The sequence below is a fragment of the Streptomyces sp. NPDC052052 genome (assembly GCF_040680455.1).
GTDB lineage: Bacteria > Actinomycetota > Actinomycetes > Streptomycetales > Streptomycetaceae > Streptomyces.
In genome coordinates this window covers 92,816-104,995 of record NZ_JBFAWU010000018.1, presented here as the reverse complement: position 1 = coordinate 104,995, position 12,180 = coordinate 92,816, and the positions used below count along the sequence as shown (strand labels likewise).

The following is a 12,180-nucleotide window of genomic DNA, read 5'->3' as shown; positions in this document are numbered from 1 at the left end:
GCCGGGGTATGACAGCCGTTCCCGCCGGTCGCACCGGGCGCCGGGTGCCGGTGCTCGCCGGAGCGGTGGCGTCGCTGCTGCTGGCCGCGGCATCGATGTTCTCGGGCGCCTCGCCCGCGTCGGCGGCCACGGTCACCGACTGCACCCAGTGGGGTACCACCGAGTTGCGGGGAGGCGCGTACCTGTACCAGCAGAACGAGTGGAACTCCGATGCCCGGCAGTGTGCCGAGATCGATCCGGCGACGGGGGCCTGGAGCCTCACCGAGTCCTCGTTCTCGCTCTCCACGAGCGGCGCCCCGGCCACATACCCCTCCAGTTACAAGGGATGCCACTGGGGTGCGTGCACCACGGACAGCGGACTGCCCCTGCGTGTCGACGAGTTGGGCAGCGTGCGCACCGACTGGTCGACCACCCAGGTCGATTCCGGCGCGTACAACGTCGCGATGGACATCTGGTTCAACTCCACTCCGGTCACGGACGACCAGCCGGACGGTACCGAGTTGATGATCTGGATGAACCACCGCGGCGGCGTGCAGCCGATCGGTTCGCGCACCGCCACGGTGCAGCTCGACGGCCGGACCTGGGACGTCTGGACGGGACCCGGCGCCTCGGGCTGGAAGGTGATCTCGTACGTCCTTCAGAACGGCGCCACCGAGCTGACCGACTTCAATGTGAAGGGCCTGATCGACGACGGTGTGGCCCGCGGTTCCATCGACCCGGCGCACTATCTGATCGACGCGGAGGCCGGGTTCGAGATCTGGCAGGGCGGCCAGGGGCTCGGGATGGACGGGTTCACCTTCGAGGCGAGCACGGAAGGCGGCAGCACGGGCGACACCCAGGCCCCCTCGGTACCGACGGACGTCACTGTCACCTCGACGACCAGCAGCACCGCCTCGCTGTCCTGGGCTCCGTCGACGGACGACACGGGTGTCACCGGATACGACATCCACCGCGACGGGGTGAAGGTGGGCAGCACGGCCTCGACCTCCTTCACCGACACCGGGCTCTCCGCCTCGTCCTCGTACAGCTACACCGTGCGGGCCCACGACGCGGCCGGCAACAGTTCACCGGCCTCGGACGCCGTCACCGCGACCACCCAGGAGGGCGGCGGCGGCACGACCGGGGTACTGAAGGCGCAGTACAAGAACAACGACTCCGCGCCGGCCGACAACCAGATCAGGCCCGGACTGCAACTGGTCAACACCGGGAGCACCGCGGTGGATCTGAGCAGGGTCACCGTCCGCTACTGGTTCAGCGGCGAGTCCGGGGCCACCACCTACAGCACCGCGTGCGACTACGCCGTCGTCGGCTGCGGCACCGTCACCCATCGCGTACAGACGTCCACCGGCGCGGGCGCCGACCACTGTCTGGAGGTCGGTTTCAGCAGCGGCACCCTGGCTGCGGGAGCCTCCACCGGGGAGATCCAGCTCCGGCTGAACAAGACCGACTGGTCCAACTTCGACGAGACCGACGACTACAGCCGCGGCACCAACACGGCCTTCGCCGACACGTCGAAGGTGGCCGTGTACATCGACGGCACGCTCGTCCAGGGCACCGCGCCCTGACCGCGGCGGTCGTCGACCGGCCGCCCTCCAGCTCCCGATGGCGGGTCGTCAAACCCCGCTGGACCCGCCATCGGGCCATCACCGGCCCGGTTCGCCCGAGCGGTCGACCGACCACGGTCTCCGCCGGAACCGCGCACCACGGCCGAACCCATCGCACCTCCTTCACCGGCGCACCGCAGGCCACCGGATCACCGTGCACATCCGCGGTGATCCGGTGCGGGGCACCGCGCCCCCACGGGTCGCCGCCCGCGCGCCACACCCCCACGAACCCGTCCGCGGGAGCCTCCACGGACGTATGAGAGGAGCACGGAGCCGCAATGAGAACCACCAGAGGCACCACCCTGCACGGACTGCGCCGAAAACTGGCCGCACTCCCGGCCCTGGCGCTGGGCGCGGCGCTGGCGGTGGCCATACCCTCGCCCGCGTCGGCCGTCACAGCCCGGGTCGACAATCCCTATGCGGGTGCCACGGCGTATGTGAACCCCGACTGGTCCGCCAAGGCGGCCGCCGAACCGGGCGGCAGCGCGATCGCCGACGAGCCGTCCTTCGTCTGGATGGACCGGATCGCGGCCATCGAGGGCTCGGCCGACGCGATGAGCCTGCGCGAGCACCTCGACACCGCCCTGGACCAGGGCGCGAACCTCTTCCAGGTGGTCATCTACGACCTGCCGGGACGGGACTGCGCGGCGCTGGCGTCCAACGGTGAGCTCGGGGCCACCGAGATCGACCGGTACAAGACCGATTACATCGACCCCATCGCCGACATCCTGGCCGACCCGGCCTACGCGAGTCTGCGCATCGTCACCATCATCGAGCCCGACTCGCTGCCGAACCTGGTCACCAACGCGGGCGGCACGGCCGGGTCCACCGAGGCGTGCGCGACGATGAAGGCGAACGGCAACTACGAGAAGGGTGTCGGCTACGCCCTGCACACCCTGGGTGCCATTCCGAACGTCTACAACTACGTCGATGCCGCCCACCACGGCTGGCTGGGCTGGGACTCCAACTTCGTCCCGGCGGCCCAGGAGTTCAAGAAGGCCGCGACGAGCGAGGGCGCCACGGTCGCGGACGTCCAGGGCTTCATCGTGAACACGGCCAACTACTCGGCCCTGAAGGAGCCGTACTTCAAGGTCACCGACACCGTGAACGGGACCACGGTGCGCCAGTCCAAGTGGGTGGACTGGAACTACTACGTCGATGAGCTCTCCTTCGCGCAGGCGCTGCGCACGGAGCTGGTCAGCCAGGGCTTCGCCTCCGACATCGGCATGCTGATCGACACCGCCCGCAACGGCTGGGGCGGATCCGACCGGCCCACCGCCGCGGGGCCGCTGACCAGCGTGGACGACTATGTCAACGGGGGTCGCGTCGACCGGCGCATCCACGCGGGCAACTGGTGCAACCAGAGCGGTGCGGGCATCGGTGAGCGACCCACCAGCGCCCCTGAGCCCGGTATCGACGCCTACGTCTGGGCGAAGCCCCCGGGCGAGTCGGACGGCAACAGCGAGCCCATCGACAACGACGAGGGCAAGGGCTTCGACCGGATGTGCGACCCCACCTACACCGGTAACGGCCGCAACGGCAACAGCATGACCGGCGCACTGCCGAACTCCCCGCTCGCGGGTCACTGGTTCTCCGCGCAGTTCCAGGAACTGGTGGCGAACGCGTACCCGCCGCTGGACGGCAGTGGCGGTGGAAACACCGACGACACCCAGGCGCCGACCGCGCCCACGGGTCTGACGGTCACGGGCAAGACCAGTGGCAGCGTCTCCCTGTCGTGGACGGCGTCGACCGACGACACCGCTGTGACGGCGTACGACGTGTACCGCGCGGGCGTGAAGGTGGGCTCCACCGCGTCGACCTCCTACACGGACACGGGTCTGACGGCCTCGACGGCGTACAGCTACACGGTCAAGGCGCGGGATGCGGCCGGTAACGTCTCGGCGGCCTCGGCGGCGGTCTCGGCGACGACCGACGCGGGCGGCGGCACCGGGACCGGCACCCTCAAGGTCCAGTACAAGAACAACGACAGCTCGGCCACCGACAACCAGATCCGGATGGGGCTGCAACTGGTCAACACCGGTTCCGCCGCGGTGGATCTGTCCACGGTGAAGCTGCGTTACTGGTTCACGCCCGAGACCGGTGCGAGCACCTTCAGCACCAACTGCGACTACGCGGTCATCGGCTGCTCCAACGTGACCAGCGGTGTGTCCTCCGCCGGTTCGGCCGCAGGGGCCAGCCACTACGTCGAGGTGGGCTTCGGCAGCGGCACCCTGGCTGCGGGAGCCTCCACCGGGGAGATCCAGCTCCGGCTGAACAAGACCGACTGGTCCAACTTCGACGAGACCGACGACTACAGCCACGGCACCAACACGGCCTATGCCGACGTGTCGAAGGTCGCCGCCTACGTGGGCGGCTCCCTCTCCTGGGGCACTGCCCCCTGACCCGGTTCCCCGTCGCCGTCCCACGGACGGCGACGGGGCCGGAGCCCGGTGAGGGACCTGCCCGATGACCCGCCGCCCCCTGTCGCTCTCCCGGCAGGGGGCGGCCGGTGCTTCCCGGGCCGGTGATCTCCGTCAGGGTGCGGACTCGGCCGGAATCAGGAGAAGTCGGTGATGACGACCCGCGCCGTGGTGCCGTCCTTCAGGGACTCGTAGCCGCTGTCGATATCGGCGAGCCCGATCTCCTTGGAGACCAGATCGTCGAGGTTCATGCGGCCCTGGAGGTACATCGAGGCGTAGAAGGGGATGTCCCGCTTGAGGTGGGAGGAGCCCATGTACACACCCTGGACCTTCTGCGAGTTGCTGAGTGCGACCATCGCGCTGACATCGATGCCCGCGTCGGCGCCCCCGACGCCGATGAGGTAGAGACCGCCGCCCTTGCCGAGCATCTGCATCCCCTGCGCGGTGACGGAGCGGACACCGACGAAGTCGAAGACGTGGTCCGCGCCCTGTCCGGTGATGTCGCGGACGGCCTCGACGGGGTCGGTGGTACGGGAGTTGATGACGTGCGTGGCACCGAAGGCCTTGGCGCGTTCGAGCTTCCCGTCCTCGATGTCGGTCACGATGATGGTGCCGGCGCCTGCGATCCGGGCGCCGCTGACCGCGTTCATGCCGACACCGCCGGCGCCGATGACGACGACGCTCTCGCCCTGCTCGACCCGTGCGCTGTTGAGTACGGCCCCTGCGCCGGTGAGCACACCGCAGCCGATGAGTGCGGCCTGTGCCCAGGGCATGTCGTCGGGGACGACAGCGAGCTGGTTCTCGTGGACCAGGGTCTCCTGGGCGAAGCCGCCCAGGCCCATGCCCTGGGCGACGGGGGCGCCGTTCCAGGTGATGCGCGGGGGCTGGCCGGGTGCGCGCAGGGTCGCTTCCGGGCGCAGGCAGATGTGGGTGCGTCCGGCCAGGCAGTTCACGCAGGCCCCGCAGTACTGGATGAGGCTGCCCACCACGTGGTCACCGGGCTTGACCTGCGTGACCGCGGCGCCCACCTCGATGACCACGCCGGCCATCTCATGGCCGAGGACGACGGGAAACTCTCCGCCGATGAAGGTCGCGACGCTCAGGTCGGAGTGACACAGGCCGGAGGCTTTGACCTCGACCCGTACCTCGTGCCCGGCCGGCGCGGCGAGTTCGACGTCCTCGACGACGAAACCCTGACCGAGACCCTTGGTGACGGACGCCTTCATGATGTTCCTGCTTTCCGTAGGGGGACCACCGACGCCGCCAGGAACGGGAAGCGCCGGGAAGGGCAGACCGCGCGGGACCGGGCGGGCTCGACGAGCATCGGCGGGCACGGGCGGACGCGATCGCGGACAGCGCCCGAAAAGGGGCTTTCGGGCATCTTTGCCGCGTCAGTCAGTCTGGCACCTGGAAAGCGAAAAGAAAAGCGACACCTGTCGATCAATGCACGTGAGAGCCGCGTAAGCACCCAGGAGATAGGCTTGTGTGATGCCAGTGAGCGAGCAGCCCCGCACCTGTCGGCACCCCTTGGACTCTCCCAAGCCGCACGGGGCGGACGAAGACGAGGCGACCCTTGATGTGCGCACCCGCCGCACCCGGGCGCGCCTGCGGGAAGCCGTGCTTCGACTGGCTTCGGAAAGGCCTGTCGAGGAGATCTCGGTCGCCGAGCTCGTGCGAGCGGCGCGGATCAACCGCACGACCTTCTACAAGCACGCCGAGAGTCCGGTGACCCTCCTGGAACAGGTGCTGTACGCGGACCTCGACCGGATCCGGACAGCCTGGCTCGCCGACATCGCGGCCGCGGAACTCTCGGCGCGCGAAGTCTGGGAACGCGCCTCCGGCGCACTGGTCGCCCACCTGGAGGACCGCGACGCCCTCTACACGGCGGGGCTCGCGGGACGGCGCAGCGCCTCCCTGAACCGCCTTCTCGTCGACCACTTCACCGCATCGGTCCGCGCCCTCCTCGACCAGGACCCGCGACGGGTCCCTGACGGCGAAGGGACGGCCTCCTGGCGCGCCGAGGCACACAGCAGGTTCCTGGCCCACGGTGAGGCCGGGCTCGTGGAGGCATGGCTGTCCCTGCCGCGCCCACGCGACCCCCGCCTGTTCGTCTCCGCGGCAAAATCCGCTCTCGCACCGTGGCTCGACGGCCCGTCACACGCGGACACGCCTGCGCACTGATGGTGCCGCGGCGCATCCAGGCGGCCCCGCCGGCCGTCGACGAGGAAGCCCGCCCCCGGCGGGCCGGTGCGGGGAGCAGGGACTCCCGGAGCCTGGCCGGGCGGCGTCCCCCGGCGACCGTGGGCCTGGCAGACTGCAGGCATGGAGCCGTCCGGCAGAGCAAGGAGCCGCCCCGTGTTCTACAACGTCCTCAAGTACGTCGTCATCGGGCCACTGCTGCGGCTGTTCTTCCGTCCCAGGATCGAGGGCCTGGAAAACATTCCCGAGGACGGCGCGGCCATCATCGCCGGCAACCATCTGTCGTTCTCCGACCACTTCCTGATGCCGGCGATCCTCAAGCGGCGCATCACCTTCCTCGCCAAGGCGGAGTACTTCACCGGCCCGGGGATCAAGGGACGGCTGACCGCCGCCTTCTTCCGCAGCATCGGGCAGATCCCGGTGGACCGGTCCGGCAAGGATGCCGGGCAGGCGGCGATCCGTGAAGGTCTCGGGGTGCTGAGCCGGGGCGAGCTGCTGGGGATCTACCCCGAGGGCACCCGGTCGCACGACGGCCGGCTGTACAAGGGCAAGGTGGGCGTGGCCGTCATGGCGATCACGGCGCAGGTGCCGGTGGTGCCGTGCGCGATGGTCGGTACGTTCGAGATCCAGCCGCCGGGCCAGGTCGTCCCGCACCTCAAGCAGGTCACCATCCGCTTCGGGGAGCCGCTGGAATTCTCCCGCTACGCCGGCCTGGAGAACGAGAGGGCGGCGATCCGGGCGGTCACCGACGAGATCATGTACGCGATCCTCGGCCTCTCCGGGCAGGAGTACGTCGACGAGTACGCCGCCAAGGCGAAGGCCGCCCAGGCCGAGCGGTCCGGGCAGGCCGGTCCGGGCGGCCGGACCGGCCCGACGAAGAAGTTCCCGAAATCGCGACGCTGACGGCGAATCCGCGCCGGGTGAACGCTGCTGGTCCGGGCGGCGGGCTCATCCTGGCGTGCCTCGCATGACCAAGGGAAACGCGTGGGTTCTCGGAGCGACGGGACAGATCGGACGAGTGGCCGTGCAGGCGCTCGTCGAGGACGGCTGGGAGGTGACGGCCGCTTCACGTGGCGGCGGCCGGGACGCCCGGTGGGACGGCGCGGTGCGTACGGCGACTCTCGACCGGGACGAGGACGGTGCACTCGCGGCGGCGCTGGGTGACGGTTGCGACGTACTGGTCGACATGGTGGCGTACGACGCGGATCACGCCCGGCAGTTGACCGGCCTGGCGGACCGGATCGGGTCGGCCGTGGTCATCTCCAGCGGTGCGGTGTACGAGGACGACCGGGGGCGCAGCTTCGACACCCAGGGTGAACCCGACGGGGCTCCGCGGTACCCCGTGCCGATCCCCGAGACGCAGCGCACCGTGCCGCCCGGTGATGCCTCGTACGGGACGCGGAAGGTCCGGCTGGAGCAGGATCTGCTGGCGGCCGGCGACGCGCTGCCGGTGACGCTGCTGCGCGCGGGGGCGATCCACGGACCGTACTGCCGTTCACCGCGTGAGCTCTATTTCGTGAAGCGGTTCCTGGACGGCCGCACACGGTTCGTGCTCTCGTACGGCGGCGCATCCCGTTTCCACCCGGTCCATGTCTCCAACCTGGCCGAGCTGATCCGGCTCGCCGCCCGGCGGCCCGGTTCGCGGGTCCTCAACGCCGGGGATCCGCAGGCACCGACGGTCGCCGAGATCGCCACGGCCATCGGCGCGGTGCTGGGCCGCGGGGCCGAACCGGTGCTGATGGCGGGCTCCCCCGGGGACGACGGCGTCGGCTCGACCCCCTGGAGCAGTCCGCATCCCATCGTGTACGACATGACGGCCGCCGAGCGGGAGCTCGGGTACCGGGCCGTGACGGGCTATGCGCAGTCGTTGCCCGGGACCGTCGAGTGGCTCGCCGGCCGGCTCGACGGCAGGGACTGGACGGAGGCCTTCCCCCGCATGCTCCAGACCTATGGGGACAAGCTCTTCGACTACGCGGCGGAGGACGCCTGGCTGGAGGCGTACGACCGAAGGACGTGAGAGGACCACAACGGGACACGGGCGGCCGGTGGTCCAGGACCACCGGCCGCCCGTGCCCGTGCGCTGCGACCGTTACGGCTTCGGCGTGGCGTGCGGGGCGCACGTCACGTCGCTGCTGTCGGTCGCGCCGGTGAGCAGGTAGGTGTCCACCCGCTCGTTGATGCAGGGGTTCACCAGACCGGTGACACCGTGCGATCCGGCGTCCCGCTCGGTGATGAGGCGCGAGCCCTTGAAGCGCTTGTGCAGTTCGACGGCGCCCTGGTACGGGGTGGCGGCGTCACGGGTGGACTGCACGATCAGGACGGGCGGCAGGCCCTTGCCGGTCTTCACGTCCACCGGGGTCTGCTGCTTGACCGGCCACGTCGCACAGGGCAGGTTCATCCAGGCGTTGGCCCACGTCATGAACGGGTAGTCCTTGTGCAGCCGGGTGTTGTCGCGGTCCCACTTCTGCCAGCTGGTGGGCCACTTGGCGTCCGTGCACTCGACGGCCGTGTACACGGCGTTGCCGTTCTCCGAGGAGATGTTCCCCGCGATGTCCGACATGTCCGGGGCCGCGGCGTCGACGAGGGCCTGGGTGTCGCCGGCCAGGTAGGCACTCCAGGTCCGGGCGACGGGCACCCAGGAGGAGTCGTAGTACGGCGCGCTCTGGAAGAAGCCGATGAGTTCGGAGGGGCCGACGACGCCGCCGATCGGGTTCTTCTTGGCCTCGGCCCGGAGCTTCAGCCAGGCCTGCTCGACCTTTTCGGGGGTGTCGCCGATGTGGAAGGTGGCGTCGTTCTGTGCGACCCATGCCTTCCAGTCGTCCCAGCGTCCCTGGAAGGCGATGTCCTGGTTGAGATTGGCCTGGTACCAGATGTTGTCCTTGGCCGGGTTGACGACACTGTCGACCACCATGCGCCGGACGTGGGTCGGGAAGAGCGTGCCGTAGACCGCGCCGAGGTACGTGCCGTAGGAGACGCCCAGGTAGTTGAGCTTCTTCTCGCCGAGGGCGGCGCGGATGACGTCCAGGTCGCGTGCGGTGTTCGGCGTGGTCATGTGCGGCAGCATCTCGCCGCTGCGCTCGGCGCAGCCGTCCGCGTACTCTGCGGCAAGCTTGCGCTGGGCGAGCTTGTCGGCCTCGGAGTCGGGTACGGGGTCGGCCTTCGGGGCCTTGACGAACTCCTGCGGGTCGATGCAGGAGATCGGCGCGGAGTGGCCGACGCCCCGCGGGTCGAAGCCCACGAAGTCGTATGCCTTCGCCGTGTTCGCCCAGAGCGCGTTCTTGTTGGTGATCCGGGTCGGGAACCGCAGCCCCGAACCGCCGGGACCGCCCGGGTTGTAGATCAGGGCGCCCTGTCGTTCGTCCTGCGTGCCGGTGCTGACGTGCCGGTCGACGGCGAGCTTGATCTGCTTGCCATTGGGCTTGGCGTAGTCGAGCGGCACGGTCACCCAGCCGCACTGGATCGGCTTGGCCAGGGACCAGTCGGCCGGGCAGTCCGTCCAGTCGATGCCGGCGCTGGCCGCCCGGGCGGCGGCGATCTCGACGCCGCGCGCCTCGGACACCTGGTGCCGGCCTTCGGCGGTGGCCGCCGGTGCGGTCACCGCCCCCGCTATGAGCGTGCCTGCGACAAGAGCGCCTGCCGAGCCGAGCACTGCTGTGCGTCTCAAGTGGAACCTCCCCCATACATGTGAAGCGCCGCCGATGTCGGCGCAGTTCATTCCGGTACGCGGATCTTGTCCTGTGCGGGGTTCCCGGGAACAGGCCGCACAGCTACTTCTTTACCGAATCGATAACCGGACACCCGTGTCCCGCTGAGCGGTGATCACCCGTCAAGACGCCGGGAAACCTCGCTCAGCGCCTCGTCCAGCACCCTGCGCAGCAGGCGTGCGTCCGGTGCGACCGCTGTCACCAGCACGGCCGGACCGACCAGCGGGGTCAGGACGGCGGTCGGTGTCAGCAGGCGAACTTCGGGACACTTCTCACCGAATCCAGGGTCGACCAGCAGGAGTTGACCAACAGCCCGGTGGCCGCCCAGGACCGCGGCCCCGTCCCAGCCGCCGGGTGCCCCGGGTCCGTACGCCATCTGCTGGTCGATCAGCGGACGGCCCGCGCGGCGCACCGTGAGCCGGCTGGTCAGCGTGCCGGTGCTCTCGCCATGACGGCCGAGGATCTGCTCCTCACGCAGCACCAGTCGTGCGGTGGGGGCGAGTTCGACCCGTGTGGTCATGTGCAGGAGGCTGCCGTGCGCCGACACGAGCTGCTCCGGAAGCCAGCGGAGCCCGGCCCGCTCCCCCACGTTCAACTCGACGTCGTACGTCGCCGGTTCGGTGTTCGGCCCTGGTCCGGGCAGGGCGATCGTCGCCGCGGCCGAGTCGACGGTGAGCCGGGCGCCGTCCTCGGCCCGTACCTCGATGGCGAGCCGGTCTCCGCCGAGCGGCGCGCTCATGGCGCCGACGACGGTGACCCGCGCCTCCGGGCCGTTCGCCGCCCGGGTCCGGCGCAGGGCGAGCGGGCCGGCGCTCTCCAGCACCGGGAGCGCGGTGACGCCCCTGCTGTCGAGGGCGGCGGTGATCCTGGCGGTGGCCCGGACGCTCATGCGGTCCAGGCCGCGAGCTGTGCCCGCACCCAGTCGGCGACGGGCTCCACACCCCGCTCGGAGGTGAGCGAGGTGAAGACCACGGGGAGTTGTCCGCGCTGCTGTGCGGCGTCGCGGGCCATCCGGTCGAGATCGGAGCCGACGTACGGAGCGAGGTCGGTCTTGTTGATGACGAGCAGGTCGGAGGTGGTGACGCCGGGACCGCCCTTGCGCGGGATGTCGTCGCCGCCCGCCACGTCGATGACGAAGACCTGGGCGTCGACCAGGCCCTTGGAGAAGGTGGCGGTGAGGTTGTCGCCGCCGGACTCGACCAGGATCAGGTCGAGCGGCCCCACGGCGTCCTCCAGGTCCTCGACGGCTTCGAGGTTGGCGGAGATGTCGTCCCGGATCGCGGTGTGCGGGCACGCACCGGTCTCCACGGCCTGGATCCGCTCCGGCGGCAGAACGGCGTGGCGGCGCAGGAACGCGGCGTCCTCGCGGGTGTAGATGTCGTTGGTGACCACCGCGATCGAGAGCCGGTCGCGCAGGGCCCGGCAGAGGGCGGCCACGGTCGCTGTCTTGCCCGAGCCGACGGGGCCGCCCAGTCCGATGCGCAGGGCGCGGCGGGTGCCGTCGGGGCGGGCGGCGTCGGCGCTCACGGCGGCGGGGCCGTGCTCGGCAGGGTCGAGGTGCATGGTGTGCGGCTCCTGGTTCTTGCGGGTCTACGAGGCGAACAGGCGGACCGGCCAGGCCGCGTGCGCCTCTGCGGTGATGTCGAGGAGGGGAGCACAGGCGGCGGGCAGCGCCTCGACGGGGCCGTGCGCCGCGGCAGCGGCCTGTCGGGCGATCCGGTCGAGTTCGGGTGTGAGCCGGGCGAGGACGGCGGTGGCCTCGAAGGGGTCGAGGGAGAGGAGGCGGACGACCGCGGTGGCAGGCCCGCTGACGGTCTCGTAGGCGACGCAGTGCGCGGCGTCCTCGGGGCCGAGTCCGGCCGCGGCGGCGGTGAGGCCGAGCACGACGGGCTGGTGGGCCCCGCGTGGCCGGGCTCGGGCGAGTGCGTCGAGCCGGGGGTCGGGCCAGGTGGCCCGGGCCGCCCTCATGAGTTGCCGGCCGAGCCTGCGTGCGGTGGTCCGCAGCGCGGGTGACGGGGTACGGGCGTCGGCGGCCTCGTCGAGCGCGAGCGGGTCGTGGCCGTGGGCCGCCGCCGCGGCCAGGGCGGCGGCCGTGAGTCCGGTGGTGTGCAGGCGGCCCCGGCAGAATTCCGCGAGATCCGCGGCATCACGGATGCGCCCCTCCCGCACGGCCGGTTCGGCACCGCCGGAGTGGGCGTGGCCTCCGGCGGGGAACCGGCCGTCGGCGAGGACGAGCAGAGCTGCGCGACTCAT

9 protein-coding genes and 2 pseudogenes are annotated in these 12,180 nt (G+C 70.6%); 6 read left to right on the top strand and 5 right to left on the bottom strand.

Annotation, left to right across the window (positions count from 1 at the left end):
• Positions 1-8 precede the first annotated feature (8 nt).
• From AB0L71_RS22170 to AB0L71_RS22160, 3 genes and pseudogenes are all read left to right on the top strand, one after another.
• Positions 9-788: pseudogene (locus AB0L71_RS22170) on the top strand (hypothetical protein); the annotation flags it as partial.
• Positions 789-812: 24 nt separating this feature from the next.
• Positions 813-1,565 (top strand): annotated as a pseudogene (locus tag AB0L71_RS22165) (cellulose binding domain-containing protein); the annotation flags it as partial.
• Between the two features lie 317 nt (positions 1,566-1,882).
• Positions 1,883-4,006: a glycoside hydrolase family 6 protein gene (locus tag AB0L71_RS22160; RefSeq protein ID WP_365245569.1), complete on the top strand. Its 2,124-nt coding sequence runs from the start codon at positions 1,883-1,885 to the stop codon at positions 4,004-4,006.
• Positions 4,007-4,161: 155 nt separating this feature from the next.
• Here AB0L71_RS22160 and AB0L71_RS22155 read toward each other — a convergent pair whose 3' ends face one another.
• A complete protein-coding gene (locus tag AB0L71_RS22155; protein ID WP_365245566.1) occupies positions 4,162-5,250 on the bottom strand; it encodes a zinc-binding dehydrogenase in 1,089 nt (362 codons plus the stop codon).
• Positions 5,251-5,512: 262 nt separating this feature from the next.
• Here AB0L71_RS22155 and AB0L71_RS22150 point away from each other — a divergent pair, with 262 nt between their 5' ends.
• The 3 genes from AB0L71_RS22150 (at position 5,513) to AB0L71_RS22140 (ending at position 8,240) form a co-directional block, all read left to right on the top strand.
• On the top strand, positions 5,513-6,205 hold the full coding sequence (locus AB0L71_RS22150) for a TetR/AcrR family transcriptional regulator (protein ID WP_365245564.1): 693 nt from the start codon (positions 5,513-5,515) through the stop codon (positions 6,203-6,205).
• 174 nt (positions 6,206-6,379) lie between these two features.
• Positions 6,380-7,126, top strand: coding sequence for a lysophospholipid acyltransferase family protein (locus AB0L71_RS22145; RefSeq protein WP_365245561.1), 747 nt, complete (start codon positions 6,380-6,382; stop codon positions 7,124-7,126).
• A gap of 64 nt (positions 7,127-7,190) precedes the next feature.
• Positions 7,191-8,240: an NAD-dependent epimerase/dehydratase family protein gene (locus tag AB0L71_RS22140; protein WP_365245558.1), complete on the top strand. Its 1,050-nt coding sequence runs from the start codon at positions 7,191-7,193 to the stop codon at positions 8,238-8,240.
• Positions 8,241-8,312: 72 nt separating this feature from the next.
• Here the strand turns inward: AB0L71_RS22140 and AB0L71_RS22135 are convergent, their stop codons facing one another.
• The 4 genes from AB0L71_RS22135 to AB0L71_RS22120 form a co-directional block, all read right to left on the bottom strand.
• A complete protein-coding gene (locus tag AB0L71_RS22135) occupies positions 8,313-9,887 on the bottom strand; it encodes an alpha/beta hydrolase (protein ID WP_365245555.1) in 1,575 nt (524 codons plus the stop codon).
• A gap of 155 nt (positions 9,888-10,042) precedes the next feature.
• Complete coding sequence (locus AB0L71_RS22130; protein ID WP_365245552.1) at positions 10,043-10,816, bottom strand: urease accessory protein UreD; 774 nt, start codon at positions 10,814-10,816, stop codon at positions 10,043-10,045.
• Positions 10,813-11,490: an urease accessory protein UreG gene (ureG, locus tag AB0L71_RS22125; protein ID WP_365245549.1), complete on the bottom strand. Its 678-nt coding sequence runs from the start codon at positions 11,488-11,490 to the stop codon at positions 10,813-10,815. Before ureG ends, AB0L71_RS22130 begins: the two co-directional genes overlap by 4 nt.
• A 27-nt stretch (positions 11,491-11,517) precedes the next feature.
• Positions 11,518-12,180: an urease accessory UreF family protein gene (locus AB0L71_RS22120; protein ID WP_365245546.1), complete on the bottom strand. Its 663-nt coding sequence runs from the start codon at positions 12,178-12,180 to the stop codon at positions 11,518-11,520.

Coding starts and splice junctions, on each gene's coding strand:
- AB0L71_RS22160 (WP_365245569.1), top strand. CDS start 1,883: ATGAGAACCACCAGAGGCACCACCCTGCACGGACTGCGCCGAAAACTG.
- AB0L71_RS22155 (WP_365245566.1), bottom strand. CDS start 5,250: ATGAAGGCGTCCGTCACCAAGGGTCTCGGTCAGGGTTTCGTCGTCGAG.
- AB0L71_RS22150 (WP_365245564.1), top strand. CDS start 5,513: ATGCCAGTGAGCGAGCAGCCCCGCACCTGTCGGCACCCCTTGGACTCT.
- AB0L71_RS22140 (WP_365245558.1), top strand. CDS start 7,191: ATGACCAAGGGAAACGCGTGGGTTCTCGGAGCGACGGGACAGATCGGA.
- AB0L71_RS22130 (WP_365245552.1), bottom strand. CDS start 10,816: ATGAGCGTCCGGGCCACCGCCAGGATCACCGCCGCCCTCGACAGCAGG.
- ureG (WP_365245549.1), bottom strand. CDS start 11,490: ATGCACCTCGACCCTGCCGAGCACGGCCCCGCCGCCGTGAGCGCCGAC.
- AB0L71_RS22120 (WP_365245546.1), bottom strand. CDS start 12,180: ATGAGTCGCGCAGCTCTGCTCGTCCTCGCCGACGGCCGGTTCCCCGCC.